Annotated in this window: 13 protein-coding genes; 8 read left to right on the forward strand and 5 right to left on the reverse strand. The window is 64.3% G+C overall.

The genetic code is table 11. The features are described from left to right. Positions 1-14 precede the first annotated feature (14 nt). On the forward strand, positions 15-533 hold the full coding sequence (locus ABIC90_RS03935; RefSeq protein WP_354352734.1) for a DUF494 family protein: 519 nt from the start codon (positions 15-17) through the stop codon (positions 531-533). A 283-nt stretch (positions 534-816) separates the two neighbouring features. On the opposite strand, the gene ABIC90_RS03940 is transcribed toward ABIC90_RS03935, so the two are convergent. The 4 genes from ABIC90_RS03940 to yajC all read right to left on the reverse strand — a co-directional run bounded on the left by ABIC90_RS03940 (position 817) and on the right by yajC (position 6,722). Beyond that, a complete protein-coding gene (locus ABIC90_RS03940) occupies positions 817-3,273 on the reverse strand; it encodes a DUF1631 family protein (RefSeq protein WP_354352735.1) in 2,457 nt (818 codons plus the stop codon). A 156-nt stretch (positions 3,274-3,429) separates the two neighbouring features. Beyond that, positions 3,430-4,389 (reverse strand): protein translocase subunit SecF, encoded by a 960-nt coding sequence (gene secF, locus ABIC90_RS03945; protein WP_354352736.1) that lies wholly within the window; start codon positions 4,387-4,389, stop codon positions 3,430-3,432. Positions 4,390-4,407: 18 nt separating this feature from the next. Beyond that, positions 4,408-6,300, reverse strand: a complete 1,893-nt coding sequence (secD, locus tag ABIC90_RS03950) for a protein translocase subunit SecD (protein WP_354352737.1) — start codon at positions 6,298-6,300, stop codon at positions 4,408-4,410. Positions 6,301-6,389: 89 nt separating this feature from the next. After that, on the reverse strand, positions 6,390-6,722 hold the full coding sequence (yajC, locus tag ABIC90_RS03955) for a preprotein translocase subunit YajC (protein ID WP_354352738.1): 333 nt from the start codon (positions 6,720-6,722) through the stop codon (positions 6,390-6,392). A 359-nt stretch (positions 6,723-7,081) separates the two neighbouring features. Here yajC and ABIC90_RS03960 point away from each other — a divergent pair, with 359 nt between their 5' ends. Further along, the gene (locus ABIC90_RS03960) at positions 7,082-8,173 is read left to right on the forward strand and encodes a PDDEXK nuclease domain-containing protein (RefSeq protein ID WP_354352739.1); all 1,092 of its coding nucleotides are present in this window, start codon (positions 7,082-7,084) and stop codon (positions 8,171-8,173) included. Here ABIC90_RS03960 and ABIC90_RS03965 read toward each other — a convergent pair whose 3' ends face one another. Beyond that, on the reverse strand, positions 8,174-11,785 hold the full coding sequence (locus ABIC90_RS03965) for an indolepyruvate ferredoxin oxidoreductase family protein (protein ID WP_354352740.1): 3,612 nt from the start codon (positions 11,783-11,785) through the stop codon (positions 8,174-8,176). Positions 11,786-11,965: 180 nt separating this feature from the next. On the opposite strand from ABIC90_RS03965, the gene ABIC90_RS03970 reads away from it, so the two are divergent. The 6 genes from ABIC90_RS03970 to ABIC90_RS03995 all read left to right on the forward strand — a co-directional run bounded on the left by ABIC90_RS03970 (position 11,966) and on the right by ABIC90_RS03995 (position 18,374). After that, entirely contained in the window at positions 11,966-12,442 is a 477-nt protein-coding gene (locus tag ABIC90_RS03970; RefSeq protein ID WP_280809067.1) for an Lrp/AsnC family transcriptional regulator, read from the forward strand. Between the two features lie 150 nt (positions 12,443-12,592). Further along, positions 12,593-15,013 carry a hypothetical protein gene (locus ABIC90_RS03975; RefSeq protein ID WP_354352741.1) on the forward strand — a complete coding sequence of 807 codons (2,421 nt, stop codon included), beginning with the start codon at positions 12,593-12,595 and terminating at the stop codon, positions 15,011-15,013. Positions 15,014-15,022: 9 nt separating this feature from the next. Next, entirely contained in the window at positions 15,023-15,745 is a 723-nt protein-coding gene (locus tag ABIC90_RS03980) for a hypothetical protein (RefSeq protein ID WP_354352742.1), read from the forward strand. A 58-nt stretch (positions 15,746-15,803) separates the two neighbouring features. Next, complete coding sequence (locus ABIC90_RS03985; protein ID WP_354352744.1) at positions 15,804-16,640, forward strand: hypothetical protein; 837 nt, start codon at positions 15,804-15,806, stop codon at positions 16,638-16,640. Between the two features lie 94 nt (positions 16,641-16,734). Beyond that, complete coding sequence (locus ABIC90_RS03990; RefSeq protein WP_354352745.1) at positions 16,735-17,520, forward strand: basic amino acid ABC transporter substrate-binding protein; 786 nt, start codon at positions 16,735-16,737, stop codon at positions 17,518-17,520. Positions 17,521-17,603: 83 nt separating this feature from the next. Next, positions 17,604-18,374: an amino acid ABC transporter permease gene (locus tag ABIC90_RS03995; RefSeq protein ID WP_257863214.1), complete on the forward strand. Its 771-nt coding sequence runs from the start codon at positions 17,604-17,606 to the stop codon at positions 18,372-18,374. Positions 18,375-18,449 lie beyond the last annotated feature (75 nt).

An 18,449-nucleotide genomic window follows, 5' to 3' on the forward strand; every position in this document is an offset into this window, starting at 1 on the left:
GCTATATTGGGCTCATGTTCGAAGTGCTTGTTTTTGTCTACGAAAACTATTGGCGCGGCGACGCCTGCCCCGAACCCGCGCAACTGGGCCGCAAGCTCAGCGCGCACGGCTTCGAGGCCGAAGAAATCCGCGATGCCCTGCACTGGCTCGACGGCCTGAGCCTCGCCACCCAGGGCATGCAGCTGGAGCGCGATGCCGACGACGAAGCCATCGCCACGGTCACCTTGGGCGGCGCGCCCGAAGCCGGGGTGCCGCAGTCGAGCAATGCCATGCGGGTCTACGCCCAGGCCGAGCAGGAGCACCTGGGTGCCGAATGCCTCGGCTTCATCCTCTTTCTCGAAGCGTCGAACGTGCTGCCATGCGGCATGCGCGAGATCGTGATCGAGCGCGCAATGGCCGCGCCCGGCGACCCGGTGGCGCTGGACGAGCTCAAGATCATCGTGCTGATGGTCCACTGGAGCACCGGCATCGAGCCCGATGCGCTGGTGCTCGACGAACTCTGCGAAAGCCGCGAAGGCCGCACCGCCCACTGAGACTCCCCCGAAAGGGCGGGAGGGCCTGTTCACACTACGCAAGGGGTCGCGAAGCTCGCCACAGCCCGTCCATCAAGGCGCGTGACGCCGTGCGTGCGTCCGCACGCACAAGGAGCGCAACGCCGAGGGGCGGGCTGTGGCGAGCTTCCCTCCGGGTTGCTTCGCCAAGGGGCCGTCTGCGGCGTTGCCCGCGCTTGCAAGGCTCCAGCCTTGCTGCGCACGGGCGCCTTGCAGCCAGCCCCTTGGCGAAGCAACGCGACCCCTTGCGTAGTGTGAACAGGCCCTAGTTCAGCAGGCGCTCAGGGTTGGCATCGAGCTTGGCCAGCGCCTCGCGCGTCGCGCGCACCGTGAGTGTTTCTTCCTCGGCGGGCACCAGCAGGCCGGCCTGCAGGTACGTGGCAAGGCGCCCCGCCTGGATCAGAAAGCTGCGCCCGTCCGCCGTGGCGAACAGGTGCAGTTGCTTCCTGTCGCTGCGCCAGACGAACTGGACCTGGCTCACGCGGTCGTTGTGGTCGAGCATGAACCAGTTGCCTACCTGCAGCTCGTGCGCCCAGGCCAGCATGTCCTCGGGTACCCTGGTGCCGGCGGCATCCGGCACCACCTCGATGGACGCGGCATCCACGCCCAGCAGCAGTTCGATGCTGTGCGCATCGAGCGGCAGGTCGGCGGTGCCGCCGATGTCGCTCACGAAATCTTCCAGATGGGCCAGGCGCTCGGCCATGGCCTCGATCTTGGCCTGCGGAATGGCCTCGGTCTTCGACAGGAAGGCGTCGGACAGCGTTGCGCCGATGATCTTGATGTGGGCTTCCTGCGGCTCGTCGACGATGCCCAGCAGCGCCATGCCCTGGCGCAGGCGCTGCAGCAACTGCGGCAGATCCTGGATCACGCGGGCGCGGTCGGCGCGGTTGGGCTTGGCGCTCGCGGCCCACACCAGCTCGGAGGCCACGCGCTTGAGCATGACGGTCTGCTCGCCCTGCGCGCCGTAGCGCAGCGCCGCAATGGCAAGCACCTCGGCCCAGACCTTGAACAGGAACTCTCGGATCTCGTCGCGCACCGGCATGTCGTTGAGCATCTTGCGCAACTCGATGGTGTACTGGATCGCCATCGTTTCCTTCTGCTCGACCTGCTGCGCCACGCTCATCACGCGCTGCGTGCTGTCGCTCTGCGTGAGGTAGCGGTTGAGAAAGGCGACGAACTCGTCGAACACCAGTTTGAACACGCGCTGGCCGGTTTCGGGGTATTGCTCGATCACCTGCACCACGCGGCGGATCTCGCCTTCGAGCGCGCTGCCGGTGATGGCGGCCGCATCGAAGCCCATCACACAGGAGCCCATGCGGTCGATCAGCATGCGCGCGGGGTGCTGCAGCGTGCCGAAGAACTCGGGCTCGGCGATGGCCACGCGCAGCACGGGCATCTGCAGCCGCGCGAACCACACGCGCGCCGAGAACGGAATCCGCTCTTCCGCGAGGATGGCCTGGAACATCAGCGCCACGATTTCAACCGTGGCCTTGTCGGCCGTGGTGGGTGCGCGCTTCTTGAGGTCGGCCGTACGCCGGCGCAGGTCGACCGCCGTCTGCTGGATGAGCGTGGCCTGCTCGCCCGAGGCTTCCATGTACTGCGTGGCGGCCATGCGGTAGGCGGCCTCGGCGTCGGCGATGGCGCCGGCGAAGGTGCGCGAGAAGGCCCGGGGCGCCGTGTTGCCTGTTGCCGGGGCTGCCGGATGACCGCCAGCGCCGGTGACGCGGCCCGCGGCCGCGACGGCCGCCATCGAGTTCTGGACGGTGACGGTGGTGTCGCCGCCGATCCGCCCGGTGACGAAACGCTTGAGGCTCAGGAGCGCGGTCTGCGCGCGCTGCCGTGCGATCGTCAGCGGCGAGCCGCCGATCGTCGAGGACGGCATCGTCATCGGTACCGAGGCCTGCTGCGGTTCCGTCTGGAAGCCGAAGCCGGGGCCCGGGCGCTGCTGGACCCCGCCGCCGTGCCCCGCCGCCATGGCGCCGTGGTCCACCGGTGCGGGCGATGACAGCGCACCGCCCGAGAACGAACTGTTGCCTCCGACGCCGCCGCTGTTCCCGGCACCGCCGGTCCTGCGCACGAAGCTCTTGAGGTCGATCTCCTGCATCACGCCGTTGGCGACCAGGAAGGCGTTGGCCCCCTCGTAGGCCTTGACGACCACCTGCAGCAGCTGCTGCTGTACCGTGTCCTGCACCCGCGCCCACAGCTCGCGGCTCAGGCCGGCCGCGAGCCACTGCTCCACCAGCAGCTTGGCCAGCGTCTCGGGCTTGAGCACGTCTTTCGCATCGAGTTCGTGCGTGCCTTCCAGGTGCTGGATGCGCAGGCGCAGGTCGCTGAGTTCGAAGCTGGCCTTGTCATGGATCGCCTGGGCCAGTCGCGAGGCGAGGATGTTGCTTTCGACCACCTCGTCGCCGATCAGCTCCAGCCGCAGCGCCGTGGGGGAGGTCGCGAGCCCGCCGGTCGGCGGGTTGCCGCCGGTGCCCAGCGCCTTGCGCCAGCCCATCTGCGCGAGCGACACCCACTGGGAGGCCTGCCCCTGGAACGCCACGAAGTCGTCGCGGTGCTCCTGCATGGCGCGCGCGTTGCCCACTTCGGACGCCAGGACCGTCAGCCGGTCGCGGATGGCGCTGGCCAGCGGCGCGATGGCGCCTTCGGTGGCCGATACGAAGCGCTCACGCGTCAGGCGTGCGAGCTGCAGGGAAGAAGCGGACCGCGCAATGCTCATTGAAAGATCGGAAAGGCCAAGGGGAACTGTTCATCGGCAACACCCGCGAGCTTGCATCGGGAAACGCTCCCGCACAAGTACGGACAACGCCCATCGTTGCACGAGAACAGCGGCGCGGCCCTGCCGCCACCGCTTTGTTGAACCCCGAAGTATCCGTCAGACCACCGCGCCGGCGTTCGGGTCGTCTTCGGCGTCGCCTTCGCGCTTGGTCGGCGGGCCGCCGCCCTTGATCAGGTCTTCGCGTTTCACGCCCAGCCACATCGCGATGGCTGCCGCCACGAAGCACGACGAGTAGATGCCGAAACAGATGCCGATGGTCAGCGCCAGGGCGAAGTAGTGCAGGGTCGGGCCGCCGAAGAAGAACATCGACAGCACCACCAGCTGCGTGGATCCGTGCGTGATGATGGTGCGGCTGATGGTCGAGGTGATCGCGTTGTCGATGACTTCGGACGTCGACAACTTGCGGTAGCGCCGGAAGTTCTCGCGAACCCGGTCGAAGATCACCACCGATTCGTTCACCGAATAGCCCAGCACCGCCAGCACCGCCGCCAGCACCGCCAGTGAGAACTCCCACTGGAAGAAGGCGAAGAAGCCCAGGATGATCACCACGTCGTGCAGGTTGGCCAGCACGGTGGCCACCGCGAACTTCCACTCGAAGCGAAACGCCAGGTAGATCATGATGCCCACCACCACCATGGCGAGCGCCTTGATGCCGTTGGTGGTGAGTTCGTCGCCGACCTGCGGGCCGACGAACTCGTTGCTGCGCAACTCCACCGCCGGCTCGACCGCCTTCAGGGCGCCGAGCACCTGTTCGCTCTGCTGGGCCGAAGTCATGCCCTTTTGCACCGGCAGGCGAATCTGCACCGAAGTGCCGAAGCTCTGCACCTGCACCTCCTGGTAGCCCAGCTTGGCGACGACCTCGCGCACCTTGCCGACGTCGGCCGACTGCTTGTAGGCCACCTCCATCACCGTGCCGCCGGTGAACTCCACCGACAGGTGCAGCCCGCGATGGAACAGGAAGAAAACCGCCAATGCAAAGGTGACGAACGAAACGATGTTCAGCACCACCGCGTGGCGCATGAACGGAATGGTCTTGTGGATCCGGAAGAATTCCATGGCTGTCTCTCGTGTCCCTTACTTGGTTTCGGCCACGGCCGTACCGGCGGTGCCGTCGGTCTTGGGACGCCAGACCGTGCCGATCGACACGGTCTTGAGCTTCTTCTTCTGTCCGTACCAGAAGTTGACCAGGCCGCGCGAGAAGAACACGGCCGAGAACATCGAGGTGACGATGCCGATGCAGTGCACCACCGCGAAGCCGCGCACCGGGCCCGAGCCGAAAGCCAGGAGCGCGATACCCGCGATAAGCGTGGTGACGTTGGAGTCCAGGATGGTGCCCCATGCGCGCTCGTAGCCCGCATGGATCGCCGCCTGCGGCGATGCGCCGTTGCGAAGCTCTTCGCGCACGCGCTCGTTGATCAGCACGTTGGAGTCGATGGCCACCCCGATGGCCAGCGCCATGGCGGCAATGCCCGGCAGCGTGAGCGTGGCCTGCAGGATCGAGAGGATGGCCACCAGCAGGATCAGGTTGACGGCCAGTGCGATCGACGAGAACACGCCGAACAGCGCGTAGTACAGGCACATGAACACCATGATCGCGGCAAAGCCGTACATCACGCTGTCGAAGCCCTTCTTGATGTTCTCGGCACCCTGCGTCGGGCCGATGGTGCGTTCCTGGATGATTTCCATCGGCGCGGCCAGCGAGCCGGCGCGCAGCAGCAGCGCGAGATCGTTGGCCTCGGACACGGTCATCGCGCCCGACACCTGGAAGCGGTTGCCCAGCTCGCCGTTGATCGACGGGGCGGTGAGCACTTCACCCTTGCCCTTTTCGAAGATCAGCATCGCCATGCGCTTCTTGTAGTTCTCGCGGCTCACGTCACGCATGATGTTGCCGCCCTTGGAGTCCATGGTCAGGTCGACCTTCGGCTGGTTGGTCTGCTGCTCGAAGCCGGGCTGCGCGTCGGTGAGGTTCTCGCCGGTGACCAGCACCTGCTTCTTCACGATCACGGGACGGCCCGAACGGTCCAGGAAGCGCTCGGAGCCGAAAGGCACCGGCCCCGCGCCCTGCTCGGCCGCGCGGCCTTCGGCGCTTTCGTCCACCAGGCGCATCTCCAGCGTGGCGGTGCGGCCGATGATGGTCTTGGCCTGGGCCGGGTCCTGCATGCCGGGCAGCTGCACCACGATGCGGTCGACGCCCTGCTGCTGGATCACCGGTTCGGCCACGCCGAGTTCGTTGATCCGGTTGTGCAGCGTGGTCACGTTCTGCTTGAGCGCCGCGTCCTGGAAGCGGCGCGCGGCCTCGGGCTTGATGCTGGCCACGATGCGCGTTTCAGTGCCCTGTTCGCTCTCGACGGTGCTCAGGTCGGGCATCTGGTCCTGAATGAGGCGGCGGGCGATTTCCACGCTGCCGGCGTCGCGCAGCGTGATCTCCACGGTCTGGCCGTTGCGGTTCACCGCGCTGCCGCGCACCTTCTTGTCGCGCAGGCCGGTGCGGATGTCGCCGGCAAAGGACTCGGCCTTCTTGTCCAGCACGCCGCGCATGTCGACCTGCAGCAAAAAGTCGACCCCGCCGCGCAGGTCCAGGCCCAGGTACATCGGGAAGGCATGCAGCGCCGTCAGCCAGGTGGGGGAGCGCGACACCAGGTTCAGCGCCACCACATACGAGGCCTCGTCCGCATTCGGCACCAGTACCTGCTGCAGCGCATCGCGCGCCTTGATCTGGTCGTCGGTGGTAACAAAGCGCGCCCGCACCGCGGTGGGCTCCAGCGTCAACAGGTCGGGCACGAGGCCTGCCGTCTTGAGCACCTCCTGCACCCGGGCCTGGGTCGACGCGTCGATCTTGACGGTGGACTTGGCCGCCGACACCTGCACCGCAGGCGACTCACCGAAGAAATTGGGCAGGGCGTAGATGAGCCCCACGAGCAACACGACCACGATGGTCGCGTACTTCCAGACCGGGTAACGGTTCATGAGCGGGCGCTTTTAGCAAGCATTTCGAAGATGGAACACGGCGTGAACTGGGGTCCAGCGCCGCAAAGCGCAAGGATCAGCTCACGCTTTTATTTGACGGCGCCCTTGGGCAGGACCTGGACCACAGCGCTGCGCTGGATCTTGATTTCGATGCCGCTGGCGATTTCCAGGCCCAGGTACTGGTCGCCGATCGAGGTGATCCTGCCGAGCACGCCGCCTGCCGTGGCGACTTCGTCGCCCTTGGCCAGCGCTTCGATCATGGCGCGGGCTTCTTTCTGGCGCTTCATTTGCGGGCGGATCATGACGAAATACAGCACCACGAACATCAGCACCAGCGGCAGCATGCTGCCGAGCGAGGACATCATGTCACCGCCGCCGGCGGCTGCGGGCGCGGTCTGGGCGAAAGCAGAGGAAATGAACAAGAGAGTCTCCAGCAGGGGGAAGAGAAACGAGAGGAGCGCGGGCCTTGCCTGCGATTCCATCTCAGGGCAGCCACGAGGAAAACGGGCCGCCGGTCAAAGCTCGGCGGGGGCTTGGCCGCCGCACAGCACCGGGCATTGTATTCGGGGCGCGGCGGCGTTCCAGCGGCTTATCCGGCGCGTCGAGCGGGGCTTTCAGGCGGCGCCCATGGATCACGCTCGCTACATTTTTAATAGCACTCATTGCAAGTAATGCCGCATTCGGCAGTCTTTTCGGAGCAGCCAGACCCGAAGACGCGATGCGCGCAAGCCGGCGCCGGGACAATTCCGCCCCCGCCATGCGCGTACAGAGAGGAGATTCCATGAGCAAGCGCAACAGCTTGACGGCAGCCGACACCCCCGTCGCTCTTCACAGGAGCCCGGACCTGCTCCTGACGGACCTGCGTCATTTGATCGAACAGGCTCGGCATGCAGCAGCGGCGGCAGTGAACGCGGGGCTGACGCTCATGTACTGGCGCATCGGCCAGCGAATCCGCACCGAAGTGCTGGGCGGTCGACGCGCCGGTTACGGCGAGGAAATTGTCGTATCGCTGTCACGACAATTGGCGAGCGACTACGGACGCGGCTTCGAGGAGAAAAACCTCCGGCGCATGGTGCAGTTCGCTGAGGTGTTCCCGTCCGAGGAAATGGTCGTACCGCTGATCCGACATTTGAGCTGGACACACTTTCTGGCGCTGCTGCCAGTCAAGGACCCGCTGGCCCGCGAGTTCTACGCGCAGATGTGCCAGTTGGAAGGGTGGAGCGTTCGCACGCTGCGCGAGCGGGTCGGCTCTCTGCTTTACGAGCGCACTGCGCTCTCGCGCCAGCCAGAGGCGCTGATCCGCCAGGAACTTGGCGAGTTGGGAACCCAGAACCCCGCCGAGCCGGCCTTGCTGTTGAAAGACCCCTATGTGCTCGACTTCCTGGGCCTGGAAGACCGGCACCTGGAGAAGGATCTCGAAGACGCCATCCTGCGCGAACTCGAAGCCTTTCTGCTCGAACTCGGAGCCGGCTTCAGCTTCGTGGCCCGCCAGCGTCGCATCCAGCTCGACAACGACGATTTCTACATCGACCTCCTGTTCTACAACCGCAAGCTGCGCCGTCTGGTGGCGATCGAGTTGAAGCTGGGCGAGTTCCGCGCCGAATACAAGGGCCAGATGGAGTTGTACCTGCGCTGGCTGGCCCGCCACGACCAGGAACCCGGCGATGCGCCCCCACTGGGAATCATTCTTTGCACCGGCAAGAAGCAGGAACAGATCGAACTGCTGGAACTGGACAAATCCGGCATCCACGTGGCGGAGTACCTCACCGTTCTTCCGCCACGCGAATTGTTCGAACAGAAGATCCACGGGGCCCTGGTGGCCGCCCGCGCCCGGCTCGAAGCCCGGATCGCAGACAACGACAGGGCCGACTGATCAAGCCGCCGCGCGCTCCCCCTGCGGGTTGCGCCACTTGCCCATCAGCTCGTTCCAGCGTGTGCGCGCCGCCGCCAGATTGCGCTCCTTCACATGCCCATAGCCGCGGATCTGCTCCGGCAGGCTTGCGATTTCCAGCGCCAGCGGGTGGTTGTCGGCGCGCAGGGCTGCGATCACCTCGTCGATGCTCGCGCGGTACTCGGCGATCAGCGCGCGCTCGGTCTTGCGTTCTTCGGTGCGACCGAAGATGTCGAGCGCCGTGCCGCGCAGGCCCTTCAGCTTCGCGAGAAAGCGGAAGCCGGTGAGCATCCAGGGGCCGAACTGCTGCTTCTGCAGCTGGCCCTTGGCGTTCTTCTTCGCGATGACGGGCGGAGCGAGGTGGTAGTTGAGCTTGTAGTCGCCCTCGAACATGCCTTCGACGCGGTCGAGGAACGACCGGTCGGTGTGCAGGCGCGCGACTTCGTATTCGTCCTTGTAGGCCATCAGCTTGAACAGGTAGCGCGCCACCGTTTCGGTCAGCGCCGTCTTGCCCGTCAGCGACGATTCCGACTTCTGCACCTTGGCAACGAACTGCCTGTATTCCTCGGCGTAGGCAGCGTTCTGGTAGCCGGTCAGGAACTCGGCGCGGCGGGCCACCAGGCCCTCGACCGTCTCGCGCTTCTTGAACTCGATGACCTGGCCCGGGCGCACGCGCTTTTGCAGCTCATCGGGGCGAATCGCCGCCTGGCGGCCCCATTCGAAAGCAGTCTTGTTGTTCTCGATGGCCACGGCGTTGAGCTCGATGGCACGCATCAGCGACTCGTGCGCGAGCGGCACCCAGCCCTTCTGCCAGGCGTAGCCCAGGATCATCGGGTTGACGTAGATGCTGTCGCCCATCAACACGGTAGCGGCCGCATCGGCGTCGAAGGTGCCGATGCCGTCGATGCCAACCGCGCGCGAGATCTCGGCGGCGCAGGCGTCTTCGGGGTTCTGCCAGTTGGCATTGCGCACGAAGGCGGCCGTCGGCGAACTGTGGCTGTTGAGCGCCACGTGCGTGCGCCCTTCGCGCATGCGCGCCATGGTTTCGCCGTTGACCGCAACCAGCGGATCGCAGGCCAGGATCAGGTCGGCCGCCGCGGTGCCCACGCGCGTGGTGCGGATGTCGTCCTGCGTGTCGCCGATGAGCACATGGCTCCAGGTGGCGCCGCCCTTTTGCGCAAGGCCGGCCGCATCCTGCGTGACGATGCCCTTGGCCTCGATGTGCGCAGCCATGCCCAGCAACTGGCCGATGGTGATCACGCCAGTGCCGCCGACGCCGGCCACCACCACGCCCCAGACCTTGCCCCCCGCCAGCGACGGAATCGCGGGCTCCGGCAGCAGGCCGAATTCGGCGGGTGTGGAGCCCTTGTTCTTGCTCTTCTTCTTGAGCTGGCCGCCCTCGACGGTCACGAAGCTCGGGCAGAAGCCCTTCAGGCAGCTCATGTCCTTGTTGCAGCTGCTCTGGTTGATGGTGCGCTTGCGGCCGAATTCGGTTTCCAGCGGCTCCACGGAGAGGCAGTTGCTCTGCACGCTGCAGTCGCCGCAGCCTTCGCAGACCAGCTCGTTGATGACCACGCGCTTGGCCGGATCGACGGCCGTGCCCCGCTTGCGGCGGCGGCGCTTTTCGGTGGCGCAGGTCTGGTCGTAGATGATGGCCGTGGTACCGGCCATGGCGCGGAATTCGCGCTGGATTTCGTCGAGCAAATCGCGGTGCTTCACCTGCACGTGGTCGCCCGGAATCGAGACGCCTTCGTACTTCTCAGGCTCGTCGGTGACGATCACGACCTTCTTCGCGCCCTCGGCATGCAGGCTCTCGGCAATCTGCAGCACCGAGTGGCCTTCAGGCCGCTCGCCAACCTGCTGGCCGCCGGTCATCGCGACCGCGTCGTTGTAGAGGATCTTGTAGGTGATGTTCACGCCCGCCGCGATGCTCTGGCGAATGGCGAGCAGGCCGCTGTGGAAGTACGTGCCGTCGCCCAGGTTCGCAAAGATGTGCTGGTCGGTCGTGAAGGGCTGCTGGCCCACCCATGGCACGCCCTCGCCGCCCATCTGCGTGAAGCCGATGGTGGAGCGGTCCATCCAGGTCGCCATGAAGTGGCAGCCGATGCCGCCCATCGCGCGCGAACCCTCGGGCACCACGGTGCTGGTGTTGTGCGGGCAGCCCGAGCAGAACCACGGCTGGCGGTTGGCGTCGGCCACGCTGGTGGAGGCCTGCTGCACCACCATCGAACGTTCCTTGGCTTCGAGGATGGCGAGTTGCGCGTCGATGCGCGCGGCCATGTCGGCGCCGGCTGCGGCCAGCAGGCCCGTCTTCTTCAGGCGCGCGGCAATGGCCTTGGCGATCAGCGCGGGGTTCAGGTCGGCGTTGGCGCGCAGGAGCGTGTGCGAGGTCGGGTTGGGCATCGACCATTCGCCGCCCGAGTAGCCGTCGTCGCTCGCGCCCAGGCCTTCGTCGAACTTGCCGACCACGTTGGGCCGCACGTCGGAGCGCCAGTTGTAGAGCTCTTCCTTCAGCTGGTATTCGATGACCTGGCGCTTTTCTTCGACGACCAGAATCTCCTGCAGGCCGGTGGCGAATTCGCGCGTGAGCTGCGCTTCCAGCGGCCACACCACGCCCACCTTGTGCAGGCGAATGCCCAACTGGCGGCAGGCCGCGTCGTCGAGCCCCAGGTCGAGCAGCGCCTGGCGCGTGTCGTTGAAGGCCTTGCCGCTGGCCATGATGCCGAAGCGGTCGTTCGGGCCTTCGATCACGTTGTGGTTCAGGCGGTTGGCGCGGATGTAGGCGAGCGCGGCGTACCACTTGTAGTGCATGAGCCGGGCTTCCTGCTCCAGCGCATGGTCGGGCCAGCGGATGTGCAGGCCGCCGGGCGGCATTTCGAAGTCGGTGGGAATGACGATCTCGACGCGCTCCGGATCGATCATGGCCGTGGCGCTCGACTCCACGATCTCCTGGATCGTCTTCATGCCCGACCACACGCCCGAAAAGCGGCTCAGCGCGAAGGCATGGATGCCCAGGTCCAGGATTTCCTGCACGCTGGTCGGAAAGAACACCGGCGTGCCGCAGGCCTTGAAGATGTGGTCGCTCTGGTGCGCGGCGGTGGAGCTCTTGGAGATGTGGTCGTCGCCGGCCACCGCGATCACGCCGCCGAATTCGGTGGTGCCCGCCATGTTGGCGTGCTTGAAGACGTCCGAACAACGGTCCACGCCCGGGCCCTTGCCATACCAGATGCCGAAGACGCCGTCGAACTTGTTGGTGCCCTGCGGCGAGAAGCCCAGTTGCTGGGTGCCCCAGAGCGCGGTGGCCGCAAGCTCTTCGTTCACGCCCGGCTGGAAGACGATGTTCTGTTCTTTCAGGAACTTGCTGGCCTTCCACAGCGCCTGGTCGTAGCCGCCGAGCGGGGAGCCGCGGTAGCCGCTGATGAAACCGGCGGTGTTCTTGCCGGCCTGCTTGTCGCGCAGCTGCTGCAGCATGGGCAGCTTGACCAGCGCCTGGACGCCGCTCATGAAGGCGCGGCCGTAGTCCAGGGAATATTTGTCGTCCAGCGTGACCGTCTCTAGCGCCTTGCGGATGTGCGCGGGCAGTGGGGCATTCATGTTGTCTTGTCTCCTGTTGGCAGGGCCTTGTGGGCCTGGCTGGATTGGCTGTGGGTCTGTGCCCGGTAGGGCGCGAGCCCATGATCTCGCAAAGTGTATGCCGGGGTCCGCGACAGGTGTTTGCGTTCTTTGCCCCCAAAAAGCCTCTTCCAGAAAGAATCTTGCTTAACATCGGCCTCCATGGAAAGCATTGACAAGTTCGACCTCGCAATCCTGCAAGAACTGCAGGCCGACGGCCGCCTCACCAACGCCGAGCTTGCGCAGCGCGTCGGGCTCTCGGCCGCGCCCTGCTGGCGCCGGGTGCGGGCACTGGAGGAGTCCGGCTTCATCAAGGGCTACCGCGCCGAGATCGACCGCCACAAGATCGGGCTGGGCGTGCTCGCCTTCGTGCGCGTAGACACCGAGCGCGTCACCAACGAAGCCACGCGCAAGCTCGAAGACGCGATCCGCAAGATGCCCGAGGTGGTGGCCTGCCACTACATCAGCGGCACCGGCACCTTCGAGTTGCAGGTAGTGGCGCAGGACCTGAACGGCTTTTCGGCCTTCGCGCGGCAGCACCTGATGAACCTGCCGAACGTGAAAGACCTGCACACCAGCTTCTCGCTGGGGGAGGTGAAGGCGAGCAGTGCGTTGCCGTTGGGGCATCTGGCGAAGTAGCGACGCATGACATTTGCCCGCTCCGCGCGGGTTTTGTGCGCGCCCCGCATGCGGGGGTGACCATTGTTAGCAGTGCGAAATCGATGAGCCGACAAGACTGTGGAATCCAGACCGGGACGGGCCCGGCCTTCCACCTTCTTCACGGTTCGCATGATCCTCAGCCCACCCTTTCTGCCTGCCCGGACGTCGCAATCCGAAGCCGCCTGGCTCGACGCCGCCATGGCCCAGCCGACCTCCCGCCTCTTGAGCACCAATGCCCCGGAAGGCTCGTTTCCCCTCAGCCTGCAATTGGCCTGGCACAACGGCATCCACATCCAGGCGCCGCAGGCTGCGGGCGCGTACCTGCCGGCGCGTGCCATCGCCGACGGAACCGTCGTCTTCGTGCATCCGCCGACCCCACCCAACAACGACATCAACCACGCGCTCAACTACAACCCTTTCGACGGCGGTACGCCCAGCGCCGCGTGGACCAGCGACGGCTTCGTCGTCATCGCGCACAAGGGCGAGATCGGTGCGGCGGGCGCGGTGGCCACCGAGTTCGTCTACTACAGCGCGTGCATGCACCTGGGGAGCATCGCCAAACACCTAAGGACGCGCCAGCCGCTGAAGGCCGGCGACTTCGTCTACCGCAAGGAAGCGCTGGGCGCGCCGGGACAGATCTACGGCCACGACGGGCAGGTTCATTTCGAAATCTGCTGCGACGAGGCGAACCTCGAGAAGCTCACCACACGAAAGCGGGACTGGGCCGATCCGCTGGCGCCCCAGCCACCGACGGCCAACGGCCGCACCGACGCCGTCTTCGGAAGCCTCTATATCTATGTGCCCGCAGGCGCGCCAACCCGCTCGAGCCAGCCGACCAGCCACCTGCGTCCGGCCGTTCACACAGGCGGCGGAGCGAGCGCCAGCACCGACTTCTTCCTGCCCGACACCTTGCGCGCCGCGCAGTGGGTGCAGATCACTTATGAGCACGGCAGCGCGATCCTCGCCAGCTACGACAAGCTGGGCGCGCCGATCGGCCAACCCCGCAACGACAGCCGGTACGACTACATCACCGTTGCCGCAGCGCGCCCCGGCGCCTCGCAGAGCTTCGAGTACGACCTGTCCGCCGTCGCCAACGACCGCCACGGCTCGCTCGATGCCGCCACGCAAGCCATGAGCAGCCCGAGCGGCTGGTACGAGCTCCTGCGCTTTGGCCGCAACCTGGGGCCCGACGCACTGCCGGCCAACGCCGCCCACTGGCGCAAGGTCGTCACGCCGGACGGCGGGCTCTGGGTCGATCTCAATGCGCCCGGCACCTTCAAGTTCAGCGACGCCGATTTCCTGGCGATCACGGGCTGGAATTGTTTCGACGACGACCCGACCCAGACCGACCAACGCTGCGATTCGCTGCGCATGAAGACGTTGATCCGCGATCCGGACCGGACGAACGACCGGCGCATGGAGCGAGCGCAGCTGGCGCGGCGATTGGGAGAACCCGAGGTGCGCCAAAAGCTGCGCCGTGCGATCTGCAAATTCCCGAGCGAGTGGGACCAGAAGGATGTCGAGAAGCGGTACGGCTGGCTGGAGACGGAGGATTTCAAGTCAACGGATGACGACGCGACGGGGGCGCAGAAGTGGGAGCGGTTTGTGAAGCACGCGAAGTCGGTCACGTTTCTTGAATTACCGGAAGCGTTTCTGAAGGCGGATTGGCGGTTTCATCCAAGGGAATTCGTGGGGCACATGAGGAAATGCGGGTGGTTGAGTCGCGAGGAGATGAAGCAAATCTATGAGCGCCCATCTGATGAACCTCCGGTATTTCCCGCAATAGAAAAATATCAACTGGCTTTCAATCGCATGACACAAAAATATCTTCTGAATACTCAAAAAAGGCTGCCCCATATTCTTGGCCAAGGTGCAACCGAATCGAATTTTCTACGAACCATGCAAGAGACGGCCATGACTGGCATCGCCATCAACGGCGAAGTGCATGGAAATTCTGGCATCGACCGACAATCGGCAGTTGACGAAAGCCGATTTGGACATTGGTGGGGCCTGAATCCAAATGAACGGGTCGACTGGTACGGGTCGAAAAAATACAACAGCAAAGGCGGGCTGATTTCCAGCTCCTACAACTGGCGGATGGGAAATCTCGGAGATCCTGACGCGCAAAAATTTCGCGGCAGGGGTTTCAAACAATTGACCGGCAGAGACAATTATGCTCAGTATTGGATTTATCGAGGATGGCTGGCCGCGTCCAGTTTTGACAAGCACTGGTGGAGCGACCCACAGTACACCGCAAAAAATGCTCAAGGGATGCGCAAGAATCCGGGAGTTGTCGACAACCCTGAAATCGTTGGCACCCAGCCCTATAACTGCATGGATGCCGGAGGTTGGTATATGGTTTTTCAGCGCTCCGACGTCATTCGAGAAATTGACGGCGATCTGGATCACATTGCTATTGGTACTCACGAGCAGTCGCAAGAAACCGAGACATCCAAGGCGGTCACGCGCGCCATCAACGGAGGCGAAATCGGTTGGGACAAACGCTTGGAAAACACCAGGGCAGCCAAGAAAATTCTTCTCGATAACTGAATACTAAAAATGATTGAAAAAAACATTCTCGGCATTCTGCTTTTCTTGTCATTCTCGGCATGCTTTTCACAAGAAATTTCGGCATCAAAAACTAGCAACCAAACATTGACTCTCAAGAAGGGAGAGAAATCTTTAAGTTGCACAAGCGAAGTACCTTTCGAAAGCTTCCGATATTCAGGCGATCGTCGGTTCTTACTTTTTGAATATTTCAACAAACAACTGAAGACACCTCTTTTTCTAGGCTTCCTCAAATTATCGGATGCGTATGACCGGTGCAATAATAATTCCAAAATAAAGATCAATCGCGAGCCTGCGGGCGACAACATTCTGGACATCAGCGAAGCAGGGAAAATTTATCTGACTTACCAAGAAGATATGTACAGCATTGGCGGCAGCGCATTGCACTCTCGAACATATATCTCAGTCAAACACCTGGACACGTCAAAAGAAATATTCTTTCCCTTCAGCGTCAGAAGACGAGATTCCGAGCGCTTGACAATGAAGAAAGTAGATCTTATCGGCGGCCCGAATCTTATTGATATAACAAAAATCCCGGGGAAGACTCACATAATTTCCAAGGATGGAAAATATATCGTGCCGCTTGGAACTTCATGCAGCTCAGAAGAGTTCTACAAGGGAATCTGGAATGTCGAGACAAAAAAGGAAATTTCCGAGAAGGAGATCGCCGAACTGACTCGAAAAGGCGTTCGATGCGAGGACATGTTCGGCTGATGTCCTTCCGCGGTATGCGAGCATCCGCGCCATCACCGAGACAAAAAGAGGAAGCCGCATGAATCTCGACCCCAGCCACCTTGCACTGGACCATCTGCAACAAGTCCGCCTGCTCACCGCCACCGAACACGCAGCCGCCTCCAACGATCCGGAGCTACCCAACGCCCTGTTTCGCACACCCGCCGAAGCCCTCGCCTGGGTCGTAGCCCGCGAAATCGTTCCGCAAGAACAGCTTGCCGACCTCCCCGCCCGCGCAGCGCCAGGTCAGCAAAACGAAGCCCAGGCCATCGTCTCCGAAGCCACCGACCTCATCAGCGGCGAATTCCCCCTGCCGCCCTGGGCGCAGTTGCACATCCGCCTGCTGGACCGCCGCGTGCACGACGGCGTCAGCGCCAACGCGCTCGACCAGTTGCTGGCCCTTCAGTTGATCGACGCAACGCAGCACGCGCACAGTCTCTCGATGCTGCCTACCCACCAGGAAGCCTGGGCCGCGCCCGACTCGCTGCCCGCCACGCTCGCCTGGACGGTGCTCCGGTCGGGCGCGCTCGGCGAGGACGCGCTGAGGGCGCTGGCCGGCCGCACGTCGCATCCCGACATCGTCGCGGACGCCATCGCCCGCATCGACGGCGCGAAGACGACGACGCGCGTGACATCGACCTCGACCACCTTCTCCCTCGATTCGATGGACTTCAGCACTTCGACGTCCTCGTCGACTTCTTCCTTGCCGTCCGTGCCGTTCGCGTTGCCGCCGTCTTCGTCGTCTTCCACTTCGCAGACGCGGACCTTCACCTGGACATCGTCATCGGCCTCCGGGTCTGCCCCGAGCCGCTGGAAGAAGATGATCGGCGTCGTCGTGGTCGCGCTGATCGCGCTCTATCTTCTTTTCGGTCGCTGAAGCAGAACATCGATGCGGCGGGAGGCCCGATAGCGCCAGCCTAAAATCCCCGCCCACCACCTGCCGCCTTCCGCGGATCGAAGAGGACCCCCGAATGAACCCCATCCGCCGCACCGTGGCCACCCTGGCCCTCGGCTTGGCTGGCCTTGCTGGCCTTGCTGCCGCAACGCTCTCCTTCAGTGCCCAGGCGCAGAACCGCGAACTCGTCGTGGCCTCCAGCGCCACCTACGCGCCCTTCGCCTTCGAGAACAAGGACAAGCAGATCGTCGGCTTCGACATCGACATCATCAACGCCATCGCCAAGCAGCAGGGCCTGAAGATCAAGATCGTCAACACGCCCTTCACAGGCATCTTCGGCGCGCTGAACAACGGCGATGTCGACCTGGTGATCTCGGGCGTCACCATCAACGAGAAGCGCAAGCAGAGCTACGACTTCACGCCGCCGTACTTCGCCGCCCGCCAGCTGATCGCACTGCCGAAGAACAGCAAGGTCACGTCGCTCAAGGACCTGGCCGGCAAGAAGATCGCCGTGGTCAGCGCCTCCACCGCCGACGATATCGCCTCGCGCGAGTTCGGCAAGACCAGCCCCGACATTCGCCGCTTCGAGAGCACGCCGCTCATCATTTCCGAGCTGGCCGGTGGCGGCGTCGATGCGGCCATGGGCGACAACGGCGTGATCGCCTACCGCGTGGCGCAGAACCCTGACCTGAAGACCGTGGACGACAAGTCCTTCCCCGAAGAAGGCTTCGGCATCGTCGTGAAGAAGGGCGACAAGGCGCTGCTCGACAAGCTCACCGCGGGCCTGGCCGCAGTGCGTGCCGACGGCAGCTACGTCACGATCTACAAGAAGTGGTTCAACAAGGACCCGAACGTGCGCTGAGCCGCACGGCACCTGTGACCCGATCACGGCCGCCCTCGAAGCGGCCGTTTGTTTTTTTGAAGAGATGACGTGGAGGCGATGAGATGGAGCAACCCATTCTGCTTTTCGGATGGTTCCGCTGGGACATCCTGGTCGAATACAAGGACCTGTTCTGGCAAGGCGCATGGATGACGCTGCGCATGACGGTGGTGTGCGTGCTGCTGGGTTCGAGCTGGGGCCTGTGCCTGGCGCTCGCACGCCTGGCGCAGCCGCGCCATGCGCCGTGGACCTGGGTGGCGCGCTTTTTCCTGCGTTGGCCGGCCACGGTGTACGTGAGCTTCTTCCGGGGCACGCCGCTGTTCGTGCAGATCCTGCTCATCCACTTCGCGGTGATGCCGGTGTTCATCCATCCGACCAGCGGCATCCTCATCGACGGCGAGCTCGCGCGCACCTTGAAGCAGGAGCACGGCGCGCTCATCTCGGGCGTGGTGGCGCTCACGCTCAACTCGGCAGCGTACATCTCGGAGGTGTTCCGTGCGGGCATCCAGTCCATCTCGCGCGGGCAGTTCGATGCGGGCCGCTCCATCGGTTTCTCGCCCGCGCAGGTGATGCGCTACGTGGTGCTGCCGCAGGCCTTCCGCCGCATGCTGCCGCCACTGGGCAACAACGCGATCGCGCTGCTGAAAGACACCTCGCTGGTCTCCGCCATCGGCCTGGCCGAGCTGGCCTATGCGGCGCGGACCGTGGCCGGCGCGTATGCGCGCTACTGGGAGCCGTACCTGGCGATCTCGGTCGTCTACTGGGTGATGACGCTGGTGCTGACGACGATGCTGCGACGCCTCGAACACCGCCTCGCACGCAGCGACCGCGGGTAGTAGGCTCACCCCCAGGCTTCGCGCACTTCGTGTCGCTTCGCCAACCCCCTCGCCGGGGGCAACACCAGCGGCCCG

Origin of the sequence: Variovorax boronicumulans (assembly GCF_040544675.1) — a bacterium.
Classification (GTDB): Bacteria; Pseudomonadota; Gammaproteobacteria; order Burkholderiales; family Burkholderiaceae_C; genus Variovorax; species Variovorax boronicumulans_D.

Coding starts and splice junctions, on each gene's coding strand:
- ABIC90_RS03935 (WP_354352734.1), top strand. CDS start 15: ATGTTCGAAGTGCTTGTTTTTGTCTACGAAAACTATTGGCGCGGCGAC.
- ABIC90_RS03940 (WP_354352735.1), bottom strand. CDS start 3,273: ATGAGCATTGCGCGGTCCGCTTCTTCCCTGCAGCTCGCACGCCTGACG.
- secF (WP_354352736.1), bottom strand. CDS start 4,389: ATGGAATTCTTCCGGATCCACAAGACCATTCCGTTCATGCGCCACGCG.
- secD (WP_354352737.1), bottom strand. CDS start 6,300: ATGAACCGTTACCCGGTCTGGAAGTACGCGACCATCGTGGTCGTGTTG.
- ABIC90_RS03960 (WP_354352739.1), top strand. CDS start 7,082: ATGAGCAAGCGCAACAGCTTGACGGCAGCCGACACCCCCGTCGCTCTT.
- ABIC90_RS03965 (WP_354352740.1), bottom strand. CDS start 11,785: ATGAATGCCCCACTGCCCGCGCACATCCGCAAGGCGCTAGAGACGGTC.
- ABIC90_RS03970 (WP_280809067.1), top strand. CDS start 11,966: ATGGAAAGCATTGACAAGTTCGACCTCGCAATCCTGCAAGAACTGCAG.
- ABIC90_RS03975 (WP_354352741.1), top strand. CDS start 12,593: ATGATCCTCAGCCCACCCTTTCTGCCTGCCCGGACGTCGCAATCCGAA.
- ABIC90_RS03980 (WP_354352742.1), top strand. CDS start 15,023: ATGATTGAAAAAAACATTCTCGGCATTCTGCTTTTCTTGTCATTCTCG.
- ABIC90_RS03985 (WP_354352744.1), top strand. CDS start 15,804: ATGAATCTCGACCCCAGCCACCTTGCACTGGACCATCTGCAACAAGTC.
- ABIC90_RS03990 (WP_354352745.1), top strand. CDS start 16,735: ATGAACCCCATCCGCCGCACCGTGGCCACCCTGGCCCTCGGCTTGGCT.
- ABIC90_RS03995 (WP_257863214.1), top strand. CDS start 17,604: ATGGAGCAACCCATTCTGCTTTTCGGATGGTTCCGCTGGGACATCCTG.